Below are 20,330 nucleotides of genomic sequence, written 5' to 3'. Positions count from 1 at the left end.
GACGCGTCCACCGCTCCAACTCCGCCTGCTCCTCAGCGGACAGCAGTAACGGCTCCAACTTGGGGCCCCGACGGGGAACTGACGCACCAGCAGCAGAAGTCATGCAACTACTAACGATCAACTACTGGCGCAGGACACTAGTGCCGCATCAGGCAACGTTCGCCCTGTCCCCGTCCTCCGGTGCTGGCGTGGTTGCGATCAGCCGGTTCGTGATCTCCTCGGCGGTCAGCACGAGTGCGAAGCCCTTTCGCAGGACGGCGAGTTCTGGTTCCTGGCGGGACTCGTCGTCGGTGGCCGTGGTGTCGGATCCGAAGACGACCTTGTAGCCGCGTTCGTATGCCTGCCGGGCCGTGGTGCCGCAGCAGTAGTTGGTGAGGGTGCCTGTGACGATGACCGTGTCGCGGCCGAGGTTGCGCAGCATTGTGTCGAGCGGTGTGTCGTAAAACGCGCCGTAGGAGGGCTTGCGGATCAGTGCCTCGTCGGGGCGGCGGCCCATCGGGGCCCATACCTCGGCGGGGCCCGGGCGGCGCCAGTCGGCGTCGGCATGCGGGAGGAAGGGCAGGGCGCGCGGCCGGTCCAGTCCGAGATGGGTGTCGTCGAAGATGGTCCAGATCACCGGGATCGAGGCGGCTCGGCAGTCCTCGACCAGTTGCCGCAACCGGGGAACCATCCGGGTGGCCGCGGGCACCCAGTAGGGGCTCCACCCGGGTCGGGCGAATTCGTCCTGCATGTCGATGACCAGCAGCGCCGTGCGCTCGGGCCGTACGTCGAACGATGCCCGGCCGTGCTCGTAAGTGTCGCGCGCTCGCGCGGTCACCCATTCCTCGGTATACGCCATCCCTATCCCCTATGTCGATTCGAGGTACCTCGTTTCGATGTGCGAGAGTAGCAGCATGTTGGAACTCGCGATCCTGGGATTTCTGGCCGAGGTGCCACTGCACGGCTACCAACTACGGCGCCGGATAGCGCACTTGTCCGGCCATGCCCGTCCGGTCAGCGACGGCAGCCTCTATCCGGCGATCAACCGCCTGGTCAAGGCAGGGCTGCTCGACCGCAGAGCCGAGCCAGGCGCCTCGGCCGTCCAGCGACACACCCTGAGCCTGACCTCCGCCGGCCGCACCGAGCTGCTGCGCCGGCTGAGGGACGCCGACGGCCTGGATATCAGCGACAGCACCCGGTACTTCACGGTCCTGGCCTTTCTCTCCCAGCTTCCCGAACTCGCCGACCAGCACGCGGTACTTCGCCGGCGACTGGATTTCCTGGAACAGCCCGCAAGCTTCTTCCACGATGGCGACCGTCTCCTGGGCGCCGAGGACACCGACGACCCCTACCGCCGCGGCATGCTCACCATCGCCCGCACCACCAGCCGCGCGGAACGGTCGTGGCTACGGGAACTGCTGGCCTGACGCCGACACGGCGGGCCCTCACCCAGATGCTCCCTCTGCCCGCGAGACTGTGCGGGTGGCAGAACCAGTACACGTCCGAGAGATCGATGACGATGAGGGGCGGCGCCTGCTGCGAATCATCCGACAGGGGCACCGGATCGGTGGTGACCTGGCGGCGGGCCCAGATGATCCTGCTCTCAGCTCAGGGCATGCCCGCGACGAGGATCGCCGAGGTGACGTTCACCAGCGACGACCGGGTGCGGGATGTGATCCATAACTTCAACGCCGACGGCTTCGACTCTCTTTACCCGAAGTACCAGGGCGGCCGACCGAAGACCTTCACACTGCCCGAACGCCGTGAAATCAAGAAGATCGCGAAGTCCAGGCCGACAGAGCACGACCTGCCGTTTTCGACCTGGAGCTTGAGCAAGCTGGCCGACTTCCTGGTCGCCGAGGGGGTGGTCGACGACATCAGCCACGAGGGCCTGCGCATCATGCTCCGCGAGGAGGGCGTCTCCTTTCAACGCCTGAAGACCTGGAAGACCTCCCGAGACCCCGACTACGCGGCCAAGAAAGCCCGCGTTGAGCATCTCTACGCGATCGCGGATGGCGAGGTCATACCCGAGGACGGCGAACCCGAAGCCGTCTTCTGCATGGACGAGTTCGGCCCGCTCAACCTCATGCCCCATCCGGGTCGGCAGTGGGCCGAACGCGGCGGCAAGCACAAAGATCCCGATCGTGAACCGCGCCGCAGGCGGCGGGCCACCTACAACCGTTACGGCGGGGTCCGACACCTGTTTGCCGCCTACGACCTGGCCAAGGACAGGCTCTACGGCCACATCAAGCCGGTCAAGAGGCGCACGCAGTTTCTGGAGTTCTGCCGCTACCTGCGACCCCTCTTCCCGCCTACTGCCCGGATCGCGATCGTCTGTGACAACTTCTCCCCGCACCTGACCAGGAAAAGCCGTCGCGTGGCCAAATGGGCCGAGGTGAACAACGTCGAGATCGCATACACCCCGACGAACTCGTCCTGGCTCAACCGGATCGAGGCCCAATTCACCGCCCTGCGCTACTTCACCCTCGCCGGCACCGACCATGCCACCCACAAGGAACAGGGCAGCATGATCCGCCGCTACATCATCTGGCGAAACCGCCATGCCGACGACCGGCGACTACGCGCCGTCGTCGACAGGGCGAACGTTGCCTGAGGCAGCACTAGGAGGCGCCCACCCCACCGGCGGAGCCAAGCCGCTCGTATGCTCGACGAATGACGACTTCCGCGACCTCTGGAAACGGACCCACCGGCCCTGACGGCTCCACCGGCCCCACCGAGAACTCGATGCGGCGCGCGCTCAAACGCGCCCGTGACGGCGTGGCGCTCGACGTGGGCGAGGCGGCGGTGCTGCTCCAGGCACGCGGCGCGGATCTGGAGGACCTGGCCGCGTCGGCGGCGCGGGTGCGGGACGCGGGGCTCGCGGAGGCCGGGCGGCCCGGTGTCATCACGTACTCGAAGAGCGTCTTCATCCCGCTCACCCGGCTCTGCCGGGACAAGTGCCACTACTGCACGTTCGTCACCGTCCCGGGCAAGCTGCGCCGCGCCGGCCACGGGATGTTCATGTCGCCGGACGAGGTGCTGGACGTGGCCCGCAAGGGGGCCGCGCTCGGTTGCAAGGAAGCCCTGATCACGCTCGGTGACAAGCCGGAGGACCGCTGGCCGGAGGCGCGCGAGTGGCTCGACGCGCACGGCTACGACGACACGATCGCGTACGTCCGGGCCATCTCCATCCGCATCCTGGAGGAGACGGGGCTGCTGCCGCACCTCAATCCCGGCGTGATGTCGTGGACGGACTTCCAGCGGCTCAAGCCGGTGGCGCCCTCGATGGGCATGATGCTGGAGACGACCGCGACGCGGCTGTGGTCCGAGCCGGGCGGCCCCCATTACGGCTCCCCGGACAAGGAACCGGCGGTCCGGCTGCGGGTCCTGGAGGACGCGGGCCGTTCCTCGGTCCCCTTCACCTCCGGCGTCCTCATCGGCATCGGTGAGACGTACGAGGAACGCGCGGAGTCCCTCTTCGCCCTCCGCAAGGTCTCCCGGGCCTACCACGGCATCCAGGAGCTGATCATCCAGAACTTCCGTGCCAAGCCGGACACCGCGATGCGCGGCATGCCGGACGCGGAGCTGGACGAGCTGGTCGCCACGGTGGCCGTCGCCCGGCTCATCATGGGCCCGGCCGGCTGCATCCAGGCCCCGCCGAACCTGGTCGACAGCGAGTACGAGCGGCTGATCGGCGCCGGGATCGACGACTGGGGCGGGGTCTCCCCCCTCACCATCGACCATGTGAACCCCGAGCGCCCCTGGCCGCAGATCGAGGAACTCACCGAGCGGTCCCGGGCCGCAGGCTTCGAGCTGCGGGAACGGCTGTGCGTGTACCCGGAGTTCGTCTCGCGCGGCGAGCCGTGGCTGGACCCGCGCCTCCTGCCGCACGTACGGGCACTGGCCGACCCCGAGACGGGCCTCGCCCTGCCGGACGCGGTCGTCGAGGGCCACCCGTGGCAGGAGCCGGAGGAGGTCTTCGTCGCCACCGGCCGGACGGATCTGCACACCGCCATCGACACCGAGGGCCGTACCGGCGACCGCCGTGAGGACTTCGACTCCGTCTACGGCGACTGGGGCGCCCTGCGCGAGGCGGCGGCGCCCGGCATGACCCCCGAGCGCATCGACACGGACGTACGGGCGGCGCTGGCGACGGCGGCCGACGACCCCACGAAGCTGACGGACGCCGAGGCGCTCGCCCTGCTGCACGCGGACGGCCCGGCCCTCGACGCGCTCACCCGGATCGCGGACGACGTCCGCAGGGCGGCGGTCGGCGACGACGTCACGTACATCGTCACCCGGAACATCAACTTCACCAACGTCTGCTACACCGGCTGCCGCTTCTGCGCCTTCGCGCAGCGCCGCACGGACGCCGACGCGTACACGCTCTCCCTGGACCAGGTCGCCGACCGCGCCCAGCAGGCGTGGGAGCTCGGCGCGGTCGAGGTCTGCATGCAGGGCGGTATCCACCCCGACCTGCCGGGCACGGCGTACTTCGACATCGCGAAGGCCGTGAAGTCCCGCGTTCCCGGCATGCATGTGCACGCCTTCTCCCCGATGGAGGTGGTGAACGGCGCGACCCGCACCGGGATGTCGATCCGCGAGTGGCTGACGGCCGCGAAGGAGGCGGGCCTCGACTCCATCCCCGGCACGGCGGCGGAGATCCTGGACGATGAGGTCCGCTGGGTCCTGACCAAGGGCAAGCTGCCGACGGCGACCTGGATCGAGGTGGTGACGACCGCCCACGAGGTGGGCATCCGCTCCTCCTCGACGATGATGTACGGGCACGTCGACCAGCCCCGCCACTGGCTGGGCCACCTCCGGACGCTGGCGCGGATCCAGCAACAGACCGGCGGTTTCACGGAGTTCGTGACGCTGCCCTTCATCCACACCAACGCGCCCGTGTACCTGGCGGGCATCTCCCGCCCCGGCCCGACGATGCGCGACAACCGCGCCGTCACCGCCATGGCCCGCCTCCTGCTCCACCCCCACATCCCCAACATCCAGACCAGCTGGGTGAAGCTGGGCACGGAGGGCGCGGCCGAGATGCTCCGCTCGGGCGCCAACGACCTGGGCGGCACCCTGATGGAGGAGACCATCTCCCGCATGGCGGGCTCCTCCTACGGCTCCTACAAGTCGGTCAAGGACCTGATCGCCGTCGCCGACGCGGCCGGCCGTCCCGCGAAGCCCCGCACGACCCTGTACGGCGAGGTCCCGGAGGAACGCCAGCAGGCGGCCCGGGCCTCCGACGGCCATCTGCCGGAACTGCTGCCGGTGTTGGACTGACACACCAGCGAGAGAACGGGCCAGAAAACCCTTACTGCGGTGTCCGTGCCCCCTGTTAGCCTCCTCCGGCCCGTGCGACCCACGGGCCACGGGAACGCTCACAGGGGAGGGGACACATGGAGAGGTTACGGAGATCCGGCGGCCGTGCGCTGCTGGCGATGGCGTGCTCCGTCGCGGCCATGATGGCGTCCACGTCGGGAGTGGCACACGCGGCCGGGAACCTGCCGCCGAAGCAGCCGCTCGTGCGGGATCTGAAGGCGGGCGGCAAGGCCTGCGGGGCGGGCGACGGCAAGGCGTACATCGCCGATCCGCAGCCTCAGGTCAACGCGGTCCTGTACGACACCGACAGCGGCCCCCTCGGCGGGGAGTTCGAGTTCTGGTGGAAGGACGCCGAGGGCGCCGAGCAGCGCAGGACCCTCACGACCACGTCGAAGTGGTCGGGCAGCCCGTTCACCCTCAGGCTGCCGTGGGACGACCTGCCCGCGAACACCGTCGTCTCCTGGCACGTCCGCGCCGACGACGGCACGACGAAGTCACCCTGGAGCTCCGAAGGGGACGGCGCCGCCTGCGAGTTCGTCATCGACGACGTGAACCCGCAGAACGCCGTGGTCAGTTCGCCCGAGTACCCGGAGGACGTCTTCTGGGTGGACGGCGTCGGCGTGTACGGCCACTTCACCATGGACTCGCCCTCGGACGACGTCGTGGCCTACACATACGGCTTCATCGGCGGCCCGTACGACACCGTCCGGCCCGACGAGGCCGGCGGAGCCGTCACCATCCCGTTCCTGCCGCTCGACTCGCGGCCCCAGCGGCTGACGGTCCGCGCGATCGACCGGGTGGGGCGCAGCAGCGGCGAGACCACCTACCGCTTCTACGTGAAGTCCGGCCGCGCCCCCGTCGCCCACTGGAAGCTCGCCGACCCGACCGGCGCGACCACCGCCGCCGCCGAGACCGGCACCGCCGCCGAGGCCGGCACCGGCGTGACCTTCGGCGGCCCGGCGCCCGGCGGCACGGCCCTCGCCTCGACGGCGACCCTGGACGGCAGCAGCCACGGCTACCTCACGCCGGGGGCCCGGCCGTGTCCGACCCCCGGAAGACGTTCGCGGTCAGCGGCTGGGCGCGGCCCGCGCAGACCGACCGGAACATGACCGTCGCGGCCCAGGACGCGGGCGACACCACGGCCTTCGCGCTCGGTGTCGACGCCCGCGGCGAGGCGCCCGTCTGGTCGTTCACCGTCGGCGGTGCCCGGATGACGGGCGGCGCGCCGGAGGCCGGCGAGTGGGCCCACCTGTTGGGCGTGTACGACGCCGAGACCGGTGAGGCGCAGCTGTACGTCAACGGCAGGGCGGTCGGCGCGAAGGCGGAGGCGGCGCCCGGCGCGGACGCCGGCGCCTTCCAGATCGGGCGCGCCCGGGACGGGCAGGGCTACCACGACCGCTGGCACGGCGAGCTCGGCGACATCAGGGTCCACGACCGCGTCGTCGTGCCGGACGAGGCCGCCGAACTGGCGCATCGCAAGCCGCGCGCCCTCGGCCACTGGTCGCTGGAGAACGCGACGGACGGCAGCAGCCCCGAACAGGGCGGCGGTATGCCGCTGGAGCTGGGCACGGGCGCGACGATCCACCGCGGCCCCGACGGCTCCTGCGTCCCGGATCTCGACCCCGACTGCGTGGAGGTGCCGTACGCGCTCGTCGGTGACGGCCATCTCGCGCTCGACGGCGAGAGCGGGTACGCGGCCACCCGGCGGCCCGTCGTCGACACCTCCGACAGCTTCACGATCGGGGTGGTGGTACGCCTCGCGGACGCCGATCCGACCCGCCCCATGACCGTGCTGTCCCAGGCCGGCGAGCACACCGACGTGTTCCGGGTGCGGTACGAGCCCTCCACGTACGCCTGGCAGCTGATCATGCCGAACGCGGACGAGCCGGGTGCCCCCGAGACGGTCGTGGCGCAGTTGGCGATGGCCGACGGCGGTGAGGGAGACGGACACCGGATCGCGGTCGTCTACGACGACGCCACCGACCGGATCAAGCTCTTCCTGGACGGTGAACTCGCCACCGGGGCCACCGCCGACCTCGCGGACGGGCTGCCCAGCACCGGCCCGCTCCAGGTCGGACGGGCCCAGGTCGGGGACGGCTGGGGCGAGTACCTCCACGGGGACGTCGACGAGGTGCACGCGTTCGCCGGTGCCCTGGACGACAGGCAGATCAACGGGCTGGGCTGGGGCACCGAGCCCTGCCTGTGCTGAGTGCCGTTCCCGGGATGCCGTCGGCGGGTCGGGCGACCGACCCGCCGGCAGTGCGTCAGCTCGCCCTGGTCTCGTTCGCCGGCAGGTACGTCACCAGCAGCACCACTCCGCTCAGCAGGAACACGCGGAGGGCGGCGTCGAGGCCGTTCCAGTCGCTGGACTGCCACATGACGAACCACTCGCCGCCGATGGCCATGAAGCCGGCGCCGAAGAGGAGGAGGACCATGAGAAGGCCGGCGGTGCTGTAGCGGCGGGCCGTGTGGAAGGTGCGGTGGCCGAGGGACCGGGCCCAGAACCAGGTGGCGACGATGAGCAGCAGCGCCGCGACGGTCTCCCAGACGATGATGAGGACGTAGGCCGCGTCCTGGACGCCCTTCGACTCGATGGCCCGCCACATCAGGTCCTCGTCCTTGAACGTGGTGTCCATGGCGAAGACATGGCGGACGAACTGCTGGTTCGTGCCGAAGTCGGTGATGTTGCTGAACGCGACGAGTGCCATGTAGAGGGCGACCGTGCCGACGAGCAACGTGGAGGCGAGGGGGAGAAGTGAGCCGCGGGGGGTCTGGGTTTCAGCCATGGTCCAACTATGTGTGCGGGCATGGATCAACCCCAGGTGTTTTTCGGCGCGTTGGATCACAATGAGAACCGCCGGTGGCGGAAAACCGTGGAGCACCGAGGATGGCCGGAGGAGTTCGCATGGGCCGCGCGCAGCCGCCGATTCCCACGATGCAGGAGCTGATCCGGCGGCGCACCCGCCAGGGTTTCGTCGGTCGCGGCAGCGAACGGGCGGCGTTTCGCGCCAACTTCGACCTGCCCGTCGAGGACGAGCGGCGCCGCTTCCTCTTCCACGCGCACGGCAACGCCGGTATCGGAAAGACCTTCCTGGTACGTGAGTTGGAGCAGATCGCGCGGGAGCGCGGCGCCCTCACCGCGTACGTCGACGACGGCGCCGGCAGCGTGCCGGAGGCCATGGCCGTCATCGCGGACCGCTTCGCCCGGCAGGGTCACCGGCTGAAGGAGCTGGAACGGCTGCTGGCCGCGCACCGGGAGCGACGGTACGAGGCGGAGCTGGCCGCCGTCTCCGTGGCGCTGCCCGAGCCGGAGGGCGAGCCGCGCGGGCGGGGAGGGCAGGGAGAGCCGGGGGTGCTGGGGGAGCCCGGGGAAGGGGTCGGGTCCGGGGGCGGGCGGTCGGGGTCGGGGGGAGCCGGCGAGCCGTCCGCCGTGAGTCTGGCCGCCGCTCGGGCGACGCTCGTCGCGCTGGGCCTCGTCCCCGTGGTCGGGCCGTTCGCCGGTGCCGTCGACCCGGCTCAACTCGTCCGTCAGGCGGCCCGGTTGCGGGCGGGCCTCGGTGCGCGGGGGCGCGGCCACGAGGACGCGGAGCTGCTGCTCGCCCCCGAACTCGTCCTCACTCCCGCGCTGTTGGACGGGCTGGGCGCGGTCGCCTCCGAAGTGCCGTGGCTGGTCCTGCTCTTCGACACCTACGAACGGACCGGCGCCTTCCTCGACCCGTGGCTCCACGACCTCGTCTCCGGCGACCGCTACGGCCCCCTCCCCGGCAACGTCGTCCTCGTCACGGCGGGCCGGGACGCCCTCGACGCCGCCCGCTGGGGCCACCTCACCGACTTCGTCCTCGACCTGCCCCTGAGGCCCTTCACGGAGGCCGAGTCGCGCGGCCTCCTCGCCGCCAAGGGCGTTCTCGCCGAGCCCGTCGTCGACGAAGTGCTGCGGCTCGCCGGTGGATTGCCCGTCCTCGTCTCCACCCTCGCCGAGGGCCGGCCCGCCGATCTCGACGACCTCGCCGACACGGGCGACGCCAGCGCCATGGCCGTGGAGCGCTTCCTGAAGTGGGAGGCGGACCCGGTGCGCCGGGCCGCCGCACTGACCTGCGCGCTGCCCCGCTGGCTGGACACGGACGTCTTCCGGCTGGCGGTCTCGGGGGCGGGCGCCGACGCGAACGGCCCGGATGGTGGCGCCGGTTCCGGCGCAGCGGCGAACGGCGGTGGCGGCCCCGGCGCGGACGCGGGCGACGGTCGTGCTCCCGGCACGGGTGGGGGCGACCGGCGCGCCCCCGGCGCGCGGGCGGACGGACACCACGATGGCGGCTCCGAGGCGCTGTTCACCTGGCTGCGCGCCCTGCCCTTCGTGACCGATCGCGGGGACCGGGTGGTGTTCCACGACGTCGTACGGGCACCGATGGTCCGGTTGCAGCGGCTGCGCTCCCCCCGGGTGTGGAGCGAGCGGCACCGGCGGTTGGCGGACGCCTTCGCCGGGTGGCGGGCGGAGACCGAGGCAGACCTGGCGGCGGAAGCCGCTCTGCCGGGCCAGGGGGCGCGGGACGAGGCGCGGTGGGGCGACGAGCGCTGGAGCGAGCTGCGGCTCGCCGAGGCGTACCACCGGCTGTGCGCGGGGGAGCGCGAGGCGCTCGCCGGGGTGCTGCGCGCGGTCGTGGACGCGTGCGGGGAGGGTGAGGCGGTGGCCCGTCGGTGGGCCGAGGCCCTCGCGCAGGCGGGCCTGGACGCCGCCGACGAGGACGCGGAACGCTGGGGGCGCGACCTGCTGGGCGCGCTGGAGCGCGGCGGTGTGCACGACGCGCTGGGAGTCCTGCTGCTCCGGGCCGGTCTCGACGCCCCCAGGGAGGCCCGCGCGCGGGCCCTGCGGGGGCGGGCGCTGCACCGGGACGGGGCGCACGAGCGGGCGCTGACCGAGTACGACCAGGCCCTCGCCCTCGACCCGGACTCGGCCACCACGTGGCAGGGCAGGGCGGTCGCGCGGGCGCACACCGGAGACTACGCAGCGGCCGTGGCCGACCTCGACCGCGCCGACGCGCTCGCCCCCGACGACGTGACCACCCTCGTCCTCCGGGGCGACTACCACCGCCTCCTCGGCGACCCCGACGCGGCGGTCGCCGACCTCGACCGGGCGGTGGCGCTGGACCCCGTACGCCGCTCGACGTGGGCCTCGCGGGGAGCCGCCCGGCACGCGCAGGGTCGCCTCGACGAGGCACTGGCGGACCTGGACCGCGCCCTGGAGCTGGACGGGGCGTACGTCTGGGCCCTGATGCGCCGGGCGCGCGTACGACGTTCCCGGGGCGAACACGAGCGGCAGCTGGCCGATCTGCACCACGCCGTGGCCCTCGACCCGGACGCGCCCCTGCCGCGCTGTGAACGGGGGGACGCCCTGCGCGCCGCCGACCGCGACGAGGAGGCCCTGGTCGACTACGACCACGCCATCGCGCTCAACCCGCTGTACGCCTCCGCGTACGCCGGCAGGGGCGTCTCCCGCGCCAAGCTCGGCCGCCACGGCGAGGCCCTCACCGACCTCGACACCGCCCTGGCCCTGCTCCCCGACTACCCCTGGGCCCTCCGTCACCGCGCCGCCCTCCACCGCGAACTCGGCGACGAGGAACGGGCGTTGGCCGACGCGGAACGGGCCCGGGAGCTGCGCCCGGGCGACGCGTCGATCGAGTGACGCGCGCGGCTCGCCCCCTAACGACCCCCTCGCCCGGTCGCTCTCGGAGGTGCCTCCCGCCGGCGCGGATGCGTCAGTTCTCCGGGAATTGGACGCGGTTACGGCGGCTGTTCACATCCGTCCGGTTGACGACCGAAGTCGGTCACCGGTTGTGGCGCACGTGACGTTTAAGGCTCATCTGGAGCCCTGAACGGACCGTTCCCGTTCCATTACAGTGCTGGACTGTCGAGCCGTACGGGCGTACGGATGTACTGACGTACTGACGTACGGGTCGGGCAGGGGCCGTGAGGAGGCCGGGGTGGGTGCGACAGCCGGTGCCGTCTGGGGGCGTGTCGAGCAGCAGGATTTCCGCAGCCGGGTGCGCGGAACGCTGCTGGGCGCGGCCGTGGGCGACGCGTTGGGCGCGCCGGTCGACCAGCTCACCCTGGCGCAGATCGGCGAGGCGTACGGCCCGGAGTGGCTGACCGACCTGGCCTCCGCGTACGGCAGACGCGGCGCGATCACCGACCTCACGCAGCTCACGCTGTTCACCGTCGACGGCCTGATCCGCGCCCAGGTGCGCCGGGACACGGGCGTCTGGCACCCGCCGACCGATCTGCACCGGGCGTATCTGCGCTGGGCGGCGACCCAGCGGGACTGGGGCCCCGACGAACGCCGCAAGGACGACGGCTGGCTCGCGCGCGAGGAGTGGCTCTACGCGCGCCGCGACCCCTCCCTGATCTGCCTCCTCGGCTTCGCCGACGGGACCATGGGCACCCTCGACGCCCCCAAGAACCCCGGCGCGTCCGGGGGCGAGGCCGCCGCCCGCTCCGCCCCGTTCGGCCTGCTCGTCGGCTGGGAGCCGCAACTCGTCTTCCAACTGGCCGTCGAGTGCGCGGCCCAGACCCACGGCCACCCCGTCGCGTACCTGTCCGCCGGCTCGTACGCGGTCATCGTGCACGCCCTGGCGCGCGGGGAGAACCTCGACGCCGCCGTCCAGAAGACGCTGGTGCTGCTGGCCGCCCGCCCCGGTCACCAGCCCGTCGCCGAGGCGCTCCAGCAGGCCGTCACCGCAGTCCGCCAGGGCACGCCGTCCCCCGCCGTCGTGGAGCAACTGGCCGGTGACGGCGCGGCCGCCGGGGCACTGGCCGTCGCGGTCTACTGCGCCCTGGTCGCCGAGGACATACGCCAGGGCCTGTGCCTCGCCGTCAACCACGGGGGCCCTTCGGGCGTCGCCGGTGCCCTGACGGGCGGCCTCCTCGGCGCCCTCCACGGCGAGACCGCCCTGCCACCGGCCTGGCTCGCCGAACTGGAGGGCCGCCCCACCATCCTGGTCCTCGCCGACGACTTCGCCCTGGAGATGACCCAGGGCCCAGCCCTCCACGCCCCCGCCGGAGCAGTCCCAGGCTGGCTGACCCGCTACCCCCGAGCCTGACCCACACCCCCACAACCCCTCCCCGGCCCACCCCAGAAGGGGCGCGGGGAACTGCGCGCCCAGCCACGACACACGGCCCCCCGACCAACAACGGAAGCCCCCGACCGGAACACGGCGCAAGCTCACCCATCGAATCCCCCGGCCCACCCCAGAAGGGGCGCGGGGAACTGCGCGCCCAGCCACGACCCACAGTCACCCGACAAGCAACCGAAGCCCCCACCGGAACGCGGCCCAAGCCCAGCGCAGCGATACTTTGGTGATCATGGCTGACTGGAACATACGTCCGGCGTCGGCGACGGACGGCGACCCCGTCGCCGAGCTGCGCGCCGTCGTCATGCGGCCCGACCTCGAACGCCTCGGCCGCTACGACCCCGACCGCGTCCGCCGCCGCTTCCGCGACGCCTTCGACCCGGCCCACACCTGGATCATCGAGGTCGCCGACACGTTCGCCGGCTGCGTGGCCCTCCGCCCGGCCGCCGACGCGCACTGGCTGGAGCACTTCTACCTCGCCCCCCACCTCCAGGGCACCGGCATCGGCACAGCCGTCCTCCGCACCCTCCTCACCCGCTGCGACGAGGCCGACGTACCGGTCCGCCTGAACGTCCTCCAGGGCAGCCCCGCCAGACGCCTCTACGAACGCCACGGCTTCCACGTGGAGACCGAGGACCCGGTGGACGTGTTCATGCTCCGCACACCGACGAGCCCGACGAGCCCGACGAGCGCGGCCAGTCCGGCCGGTCCGGCCGGCCCGGCCAGTCCGCCCCGGCCTCCGTCGAAATAGGTTTCGCGCCGTGGTCGAGGCGCCCTACCGTGACCCGATGACCACCCAGATGATCATCCTCAACGGCGGTTCCAGCGCCGGCAAGTCCGGCATCGTCCGGTGCCTGCAAGCCGAACTCCCCGACCAGTGGCTCGCCTTCGGCGTCGACTCCCTCATCGACGCCATGCCCGCGAGGATGCAGACCTCGGACGGCGGCATCGAGATCTCCGCCGACGGCGCGGTCGCGACAGGAGCCGACTTCCGCGCCCTGGAACAGGCCTGGGCGAAGGGCATCGTGGCCATGGCCCGCGCCGGCGCCCGCATCATCGTCGACGACGTCTTCCTCGGCGGAGCCACCGCCCAGCAGCGCTGGCAGAAGCTCCTCGACGACCAGGACGACCCGCTGGGCGTCCTCTGGGTCGGCGTCCGCTGCGACCGAGCCGTGGCCGCCGCCCGCGAGATCGCCCGCGGCGACCGCGTCCGGGGCATGGCCGCCGCCCAGGCGGACCTGGTCCACCGGGGCGTCCACTACGACCTGGAGGTCGACACCACCCACACCGAGTCCCTGACCTGCGCCCGCACGATCGCGGCCCACCTCGGCTGACCCCTCCGACGAACCCTTGAGGGCCGCCCCGGCCACCCCGGAACGACCCTCACGGTCACGCACACCTCAAGGCCGCACGGCCCCCGTCGCGTCCCCTCAGACCCCGCTGGGGCTGGACGCGTCCTTGCCCTGGGCCGGTACCGGGGCCATGGCCCCGGCGCCGCCCTTGCCGTCGCCGTCGCCGTCCGAGTTGATCGTCTCGATGATCGCGAGCCGCTCGGGGGTGTCCTCGGGCTTGATGAAGCCGATGACGATGTACAGCACCAGCGACACGGCCAGCGGGATGGACACCTGGAACTGCAGGGGCACGCCGCCGTCGAGGTTCCAGTGGATGGGGTAGTTCACCAGCCAGAAGGCGAACAGTCCGCACGCCCAGCTGGTGAGCGCCGCCGTCGGACCGGAGCGGCGGAACGGCCGCAGCAGACCGAGCATCATCGGGATGGCCATCGGTCCCATCAGCCCCGCCACCCACTTGATGACGACGGTGATGATGTCCTTGAAGGCGGGCGAGTTGACCTGGGTCGCCGCCGCCATGGACAGGCCGAGGAAGACGACGGTCGTGATCCGGGCGACCCGCAGCCCCTGCCCCTCGCTCCAGCTGCGCGCCCGTCGCCAGATCACCGGCGCGCAGTCCCGCGTGAAGACGGCCGCGATGGCGTTCGCGTCGGAGGAGCACATGGCCATGGTGTGGGAGAAGAAGCCGACGATGACGAGGCCCAACAGCCCGTGCGGCAGCAGCTGTTCGGTCATCAGGGCGTACGAGTCGGAGCCGTCGCCCTTCTCCGACGTCACCAGCAGCGGCGACATCCACATCGGGAAGAACAGCACCAGCGGCCAGACCAGCCACAGGGCGGCCGACAGCCGCGCGGAGCGCTCGGCCTCGTACGGGGTCGCCGTGGCCATGTAGCGCTGGGCCTGGTTGAGCATGCCGCCGTTGTACTCGAAGAGCTTGATGAACAGGAAGGCGAGCAGGAAGATCGTGCCGTAGGGGCCCACCAGCGGCTCGGCGTGGCCGTCCAGCTTCGGGTGGTCCCATACGCCGAAGAAGCCGCCGTAGTCGCCCAGTTTGCCCACCACGGCGATGAACATGGCGATACCGGCGAGCAGCTGGATGACGAACTGGCCCAACTCGGTGAGCGCGTCCGCCCAGAGGCCGCCGATCGTGCAGTAGACGGCCGTGATCGTGCCGGTGATCAGGATGCCCTGATTCAAGGACACGCCCGTGAAGACCGACAGCAGGGTCGCGATCGCGGCCCACTTGGCGCCGACGTCCACGATCTTCAGCAGCATGCCGGACCAGGCCAACGCCTGCTGGGTGCCCAGGTTGTAACGGCTCTTCAGATATTCGAGCGGGGAGGCGACATGCAGCCGTGAGCGCAGCCGGTTGATGCGCGGCGCGAACAGCTTGGAGCCGATGGCGATGCCGAGGGCGATCGGGAACGACCAGGTCACGAAGGAGGTGACGCCGTAGGTGTAGGCGATGCCGGCGTAGCCGGTGAACATCACCGCGCTGTAGCCCGACATGTGGTGCGAGATGCCGGAGAGCCACCAGGGCATTTTGCCGCCGGCGGTGAAGAAGTCGCTGACGTTGTCCACGCGCTTGTGCGACCAGACGCCGATCGCGACCATCACACCGAAGTAGCCGATGAGCACGGCCCAGTCGAGACTATTCATGGGCCCCCTTCCAGGGTCCGCCGCCAGGTTCAGACTTGGGTCAGGCATGTGAACTCTGGGTTCGGTGGCATGCCCACGGCAAGGAAGTGGAAGGTCAAGAGGGAGTAAAGAAGTTCCGGGCGATGACTTGGGTTTATGTATATGAACCTCCGGTGGCCGAAAAGGATCACTCTCGCCGCCGGGTGAGGCGGCGGCCTCGGAGGGGTCGGCGTACCGCTCAGCGCATCAGCTCACCCGCGTTGACGAGCAGCGACTGGCCCGTGATCGCCCGTGCGCGGTCGGACGCCAGGAAGACCGCCGCGTCCGCCACGTCCCCGTCCGTGGCCAGCTCCGGCAGCGCCACCCGCTCGGTCAGCCGGGCCAGCACCTCCGCCTCCGGCACCCCCTCACCGTGCGCCGCGTACCGTACGTACGCCTCGACGGGCGGCCCCCACATCCACCCCGGCAGCACGGTGTTGACCCGGATCCGGTGCGGCCCCAACTCCCGGGCCAGTGAGTACATCGCACTGGTCAGCGCCCCCTTGGACGCCGCGTACGCGGCCTGCCGCACCTGTGAGGGCGCGGCCACCGCCGACTGCGTGCCGATGAAGACGACCGAGCCGCCGCCCGCCGCCTTCAGGCCGGGCAGACAGGCCCGCGTCATCCGCAGGGTCCCCAGCAGGTTCACGTCGAGGACCGCCTGCCAGGTGGCGAAGTCGGCGTCCTCCAGGCCCCCGAAGTAGCCGTCCCAGGCCGCCACGTGCACCACCGCGTGCACACCCCCGAACCGCTCCCGCGCCAGCGCCGCGAGCGCCGTGCACTGCGCCTCGTCGGTGATGTCGGTCGCCCGGTACGCCGTGTGCGCGCCGTCCGGGTCCACGTCCGCCGCGGCCTTGGCGAGATTCGCCTCCGTGCGCGCCCCCAGGACGGCGTTCCCGCCGTCCCGTACGACCGCCGCGGCGACCCGGCGGCCCAGCCCGGGCCCGACTCCCGAGACGACGACGGTCCTTCCCGCGAGCAGTGACATCGGAGACCTCCCGGCTCTGGCACATTATCTGACGGAGCGTCAGAGTATGGGCGACCGCAGGTGGACGGAAGGGACAGCACATGAGCGAGGACACCCGCAGCGCCACATACGCCGAACTGGCCGCCGTCGGCCCCTACGGCGTCCGCCCCGGCCACGCCCTGATCACGATGGTCGAGCCGCTCCCGGGCCACGAGTACGCGTACAACCGCTGGTACGAGGACGACCACTACTACGCGGGCGCGATGGCCATGCCCTGGATGTTCGCCGGACGCCGCTGGGTCGCCACCCGCGACCTCCAACTCCTGCGCACCCCCGAGAAGTCGGCGATCGCCCAGCCGGTCACCGCCGGCTGCTACCTCTCCACGTACTGGATCACCGACGGCCGCTACGACGACCACATGCGCTGGACCGTCGCCATCAACAAACGGCTGAATCGCGACGCACGCGTCTATCAGGACCGTACGCACGTCTTCACGGCGTTCCAGGACCACGAGGCGACTGTCTACCGCGACGGGGCCGCCGGTCCGCGTGACGTCCACGCCCTCGACCACCCGTACGCGGGCCTCGTGCTCCAGGTCGTCGACGCCGAAGGACCCGAGGAGCGGGCGGAGTTGCTGGAGTGGCTGCGGTCCCGCCATCTCCCGAAGCGGCTCGCCGGTTCACCGGCCGCGATGGTCACGGTCTTCCGGCCCACCCCGCTGCCGCTCGACCGGATGTCGTACGTCAAGCAGGTCGAGGGAGTCGACACCCGCCTCACCCTCCTCTGGTTCCTGGAGGCCGATCCACGTGACTGCTGGGAGGCGTCCTTCGGCGGGCTGGGGGAGGCGGTCGCCGAAGGCGGGCTGGGGAGGCTGGAGTTGCTGGCCCCGTTCGTCCCCACGGTGCCGGGGACGGACCGGTACGTGGACCGGCTGCGCTAGACGAACCCAGGGCCGCGTCCGGGCAAAGGCGAGAGCCCCCGGCCGCGTCAGGGCAAAGGCCGAGCCCCCTCGGCCAGGACGGCGGGCCGGTCGAGAGGGCTCTTTCGGTGGTGCTTCTGGAGTTGTCGTTCAGGCGCTCGCTCGAGGGCCGGAACCGTAGCTCAGGCCTTGACCGAGGAGACGAAGGTGTTCCACGCGTCGGCGGGGAACGCCAGGGTGGGACCGTCGGTGACCTTGGAGTCCCGGACTGCCATGGCCGACAGGACGGGGGACTTGATCTCGACGCACGCGCCGTTTCCCTGGGAGTAGGAGGACTTGACCCACCTGTCCGTGGCGCCTTGCTGAATTGCCATTTCTGCTCCGGTGCTGGTTCGTCGCTGAGTTGCTGTCGCCGCGCCGCGGGTCCCCTACGGAACCCGCGGTTCGGTTTGCGCCAAGACTGGTGACCTCCTGGCGTGATCGACGCTACTCGTCAGCATCGGCAGACGAAGCGACTATTCACTCGTGCGGGTGGCATATTCAATTTTGGTCTTCCATTGAACCGTGTGGAGGGTGTATCTTCCGGCGCTTCCTCGTGCAGGAGTTTCCACTGTCACGGAGTTCACGGCAGTACATGGGAGTCCACGGGAGTTCACGGTCCGCGAGATCAGCGCGCGTATTCCTTCGCGACGGTCTCGATGAACTGCCGCGACTGCTCCACGTTCAGCGCCTGCGCCCGGAGGTGCTCGTACATCACGGTGTACTTCTGCACGTCGTGCGGCTTCTCCAGGTAGAGGTCGCTGGTCACGCCTTCGATGTACACCACGCTCGAATCCGCCGCGTCGACGAACTCCAGGATGGCGTACTGGCCGTTGATGCCCGGATGGGCCCCGACCTCGAACGGCAGGACCTGCACCGTGACATGGGGCACCTCGGACAACTCGATGAGATGCTCCAACTGTTCGCGCATCACCGACTTGGATCCCACCACCCGGCGCAGTGCCGCCTCGTCCAGCACCGTCCACAGCCGCAGGGGGTTGGTGTCGGTGGTGACCCGGTCCTGGCGCCGTATGCGCACTTCCACGCGCTTGTCGATCTCGGTCGCCGACGTCTCGGGCAGCGCGCCCCTGATGATGGCCTCGGCGTACGGGCGGCTCTGCAGCAGCCCGGGGACGACCTGGGGATCATAGACGCGCAACGACTCCGCGTCGGTCTCCAGCCCGATGTAGACGCTGTACGGTACGTCCCCGAACGCGTGCCACCAGCCCTGCTGGCGGGAGTCCTTGGCCATCTGCATCAGGGAGTCGACCACTCGCTGGTCCTCGACCTCGTAGACCCCGCAGAGGTCGCGGACGTCGCGCTGACTGATGGAGCGGCGGCCGTTCTCCAGCCGGCTGATCTTCGACTGGGAGACCAGTAGTCGCTCGGCGACCTCTTCGGCGGTCATGCCCTTGAGCTCGCGGAGCCGACGCAGCTCCTGGCCCAACCGGCGTCGCCTGACGGTGGGATTGACATTGGACGCCACGGGACGTGCACCTCCGGCTACGTGCCTCTACTTCGCGTATCTGCTGCTGAGCAGATTGCCACCAAGGTGCTGAGTACCGCTGGAAAACAGCGGATATGCGCTGTGCACGAGCCGTTTGCGCCGGTGTTTTCCCGCCGTGGAGGGATCTCCACCGGATATCCGCCGGAACAGCTGAAGTCGGGCGCTCGTCGGGCGCTCGCCGAGCGCTCGTCGGGGCTGCGGGCGTGCGACGGAGGCGCGCCGGTACGACGTGGGACCGGGCGCGGACATGCGGTCGCGCGGGGCGTGTGCGGCCGTATGTACGGTCGCACACGCCCCGCGCGAACCAGCGGCTCCCGAACGGGTCCTGGTGTCCCTACGAGCGGTCCGGTGCCGGCGATGCAAGTGGTCCGGATAGTGCGGGTGGTGCGGGTGGTGCTGGTGATGCGGTGGTGCGTCGTGCGCGGGGCACGTCGTGCGCGCGGCACGTGGTGCGGTGGGATCGGGACCCGCGGCTCTGGGGTCCGACGCCCACACGCACCTCGATGCCTTCAGCGCGTGCCTCGTGTGGTTCCTCGTGTGGTTCCTCGTGTGTTTCTCAGTGCGCCACCACGCGGGCCATCGAGCCACGGCGTGGCTGCAGCGGAACGCCGCGCGCGGGCTCCGGTGCGGGCGGCCTGGCGCCGGGGGCGGCCTGACGGCCGGTCGGTGCCGGGCTGCGGCGTGGCTGTGCGGCCACGCCGTTCTGCACGTCCATGACGGCGTGGGCCACCAGGCCACCCATGGGGTCGTGCCGGATCAGGTCCCGCAGCCGGGAGCGGGACGAGCGTCCCTCGTTCCCCGGATACAGGTGCTTGCCGAGGCCGACCGCGTGCGCCAGGGCGGCGAGCGCCGCGGTCCGCGGGTCCGGCGGTACGCCGGTGCGGATCGCGGAATCCAGCCGGGCTCGGATCTCCCGGCTGATCTCGGTCTGACTCGCCTGGTAGCGAGTCGTCGGCAGCACTCCGCACATCTGGCCCGCCACGGCATGCACCATGCCGCACCGCTCCAGATGCGAGAGGTAGGTCTGGCGGAGCCCGAGACGCGGCCCGCCTATCCAGTGGACCGCCCGTACGGGAGCGCCACGCCTTCGCAGCAACTCCAACGCGCAGTCCAGTGTCGGATCTCCAGTCGGCCGTGGGGACACCACGGCGATACGATCCCCGTCCGGGGCTATCCGTCCGGCCAGCGCCAGCTCCACTAGCTGCGCTCCGGCCAGACCGAGGTCGAGCGACTGCGGCTGTGCGGTGGTACCCGTGGCCGGGTCCAGCGCCAGCAGTAGAAGCTCTTCCGGAATACTTCTGCGGCTCCTGCCCATCCATGCCTCCCCGCGTGGATGAATGACAGGGTGACCCCTCTCACATTGGTCTGTCGAGAGTGCGTGACCGGAATGTAGTGGAACCGATAGGTATGTCGTTCTCGTCTACCGCAGGGGTTAAGCCCGCACAC

Annotated in this window: 14 protein-coding genes and 2 pseudogenes; 9 read left to right on the top strand and 7 right to left on the bottom strand. The window is 71.0% G+C overall.

Annotation, left to right across the window (positions count from 1 at the left end):
• Nucleotides 1–148: 148 nt before the first annotated feature.
• The gene (locus tag PUR53_RS37780; RefSeq protein WP_329911332.1) at nt 149–817 is read right to left on the bottom strand and encodes a cysteine hydrolase family protein; all 669 of its coding nucleotides are present in this window, start codon (nt 815–817) and stop codon (nt 149–151) included.
• Between the two features lie 76 nt (nt 818–893).
• Here PUR53_RS37780 and PUR53_RS37775 point away from each other — a divergent pair, with 76 nt between their 5' ends.
• The 4 genes and pseudogenes from PUR53_RS37775 to PUR53_RS37760 all read left to right on the top strand — a co-directional run bounded on the left by PUR53_RS37775 (nt 894) and on the right by PUR53_RS37760 (nt 7,513).
• The gene (locus PUR53_RS37775) at nt 894–1,406 is read left to right on the top strand and encodes a PadR family transcriptional regulator (RefSeq protein ID WP_329911331.1); all 513 of its coding nucleotides are present in this window, start codon (nt 894–896) and stop codon (nt 1,404–1,406) included.
• Between the two features lie 55 nt (nt 1,407–1,461).
• Nucleotides 1,462–2,593, top strand: a pseudogene (locus PUR53_RS37770) (IS630 family transposase).
• Between the two features lie 59 nt (nt 2,594–2,652).
• Nucleotides 2,653–5,265: a bifunctional FO biosynthesis protein CofGH gene (locus PUR53_RS37765; protein WP_329911330.1), complete on the top strand. Its 2,613-nt coding sequence runs from the start codon at nt 2,653–2,655 to the stop codon at nt 5,263–5,265.
• Between the two features lie 158 nt (nt 5,266–5,423).
• Nucleotides 5,424–7,513 (top strand): annotated as a pseudogene (locus PUR53_RS37760) (LamG-like jellyroll fold domain-containing protein).
• 55 nt (nt 7,514–7,568) lie between these two features.
• On the opposite strand, the gene PUR53_RS37755 reads toward PUR53_RS37760, so the two are convergent.
• On the bottom strand, nt 7,569–8,090 hold the full coding sequence (locus PUR53_RS37755; protein WP_329895543.1) for a DUF2165 domain-containing protein: 522 nt from the start codon (nt 8,088–8,090) through the stop codon (nt 7,569–7,571).
• Between the two features lie 119 nt (nt 8,091–8,209).
• Here PUR53_RS37755 and PUR53_RS37750 point away from each other — a divergent pair, with 119 nt between their 5' ends.
• The 4 genes from PUR53_RS37750 to cpt all read left to right on the top strand — a co-directional run bounded on the left by PUR53_RS37750 (nt 8,210) and on the right by cpt (nt 13,759).
• On the top strand, nt 8,210–10,981 hold the full coding sequence (locus PUR53_RS37750; RefSeq protein WP_329911328.1) for a tetratricopeptide repeat protein: 2,772 nt from the start codon (nt 8,210–8,212) through the stop codon (nt 10,979–10,981).
• Between the two features lie 298 nt (nt 10,982–11,279).
• On the top strand, nt 11,280–12,395 hold the full coding sequence (locus PUR53_RS37745) for an ADP-ribosylglycohydrolase family protein (RefSeq protein ID WP_329895545.1): 1,116 nt from the start codon (nt 11,280–11,282) through the stop codon (nt 12,393–12,395).
• 262 nt (nt 12,396–12,657) lie between these two features.
• Complete coding sequence (locus PUR53_RS37740; RefSeq protein ID WP_329911327.1) at nt 12,658–13,176, top strand: GNAT family N-acetyltransferase; 519 nt, start codon at nt 12,658–12,660, stop codon at nt 13,174–13,176.
• A 37-nt stretch (nt 13,177–13,213) separates the two neighbouring features.
• Nucleotides 13,214–13,759, top strand: a complete 546-nt coding sequence (cpt, locus tag PUR53_RS37735; protein ID WP_329911326.1) for a chloramphenicol phosphotransferase CPT — start codon at nt 13,214–13,216, stop codon at nt 13,757–13,759.
• A gap of 96 nt (nt 13,760–13,855) precedes the next feature.
• Here cpt and PUR53_RS37730 read toward each other — a convergent pair whose 3' ends face one another.
• Nucleotides 13,856–15,433 (bottom strand): sodium:solute symporter family protein, encoded by a 1,578-nt coding sequence (locus PUR53_RS37730; protein WP_329895548.1) that lies wholly within the window; start codon nt 15,431–15,433, stop codon nt 13,856–13,858.
• Between the two features lie 217 nt (nt 15,434–15,650).
• Complete coding sequence (locus tag PUR53_RS37725; protein ID WP_329895549.1) at nt 15,651–16,439, bottom strand: SDR family oxidoreductase; 789 nt, start codon at nt 16,437–16,439, stop codon at nt 15,651–15,653.
• Between the two features lie 80 nt (nt 16,440–16,519).
• Here PUR53_RS37725 and PUR53_RS37720 point away from each other — a divergent pair, with 80 nt between their 5' ends.
• The gene (locus PUR53_RS37720) at nt 16,520–17,359 is read left to right on the top strand and encodes a hypothetical protein (RefSeq protein ID WP_329911325.1); all 840 of its coding nucleotides are present in this window, start codon (nt 16,520–16,522) and stop codon (nt 17,357–17,359) included.
• Nucleotides 17,360–17,520: 161 nt separating this feature from the next.
• Here the strand turns inward: PUR53_RS37720 and PUR53_RS37715 are convergent, their stop codons facing one another.
• The 3 genes from PUR53_RS37715 to PUR53_RS37705 all read right to left on the bottom strand — a co-directional run bounded on the left by PUR53_RS37715 (nt 17,521) and on the right by PUR53_RS37705 (nt 20,199).
• The gene (locus tag PUR53_RS37715; RefSeq protein WP_045556149.1) at nt 17,521–17,712 is read right to left on the bottom strand and encodes a DUF397 domain-containing protein; all 192 of its coding nucleotides are present in this window, start codon (nt 17,710–17,712) and stop codon (nt 17,521–17,523) included.
• A 293-nt stretch (nt 17,713–18,005) separates the two neighbouring features.
• A complete protein-coding gene (locus tag PUR53_RS37710; protein WP_329895551.1) occupies nt 18,006–18,863 on the bottom strand; it encodes a helix-turn-helix domain-containing protein in 858 nt (285 codons plus the stop codon).
• A gap of 577 nt (nt 18,864–19,440) precedes the next feature.
• Nucleotides 19,441–20,199, bottom strand: a complete 759-nt coding sequence (locus tag PUR53_RS37705) for a GOLPH3/VPS74 family protein (RefSeq protein ID WP_239755197.1) — start codon at nt 20,197–20,199, stop codon at nt 19,441–19,443.
• Nucleotides 20,200–20,330 lie beyond the last annotated feature (131 nt).

This window comes from Streptomyces sp. SP18BB07, assembly GCF_036322545.1.
Lineage (GTDB): Bacteria > Actinomycetota > Actinomycetes > Streptomycetales > Streptomycetaceae > Streptomyces > Streptomyces deccanensis.
Note: the sequence above shows the minus strand (reverse complement) of the source record. Positions and strands in the feature narration are given on the sequence as shown.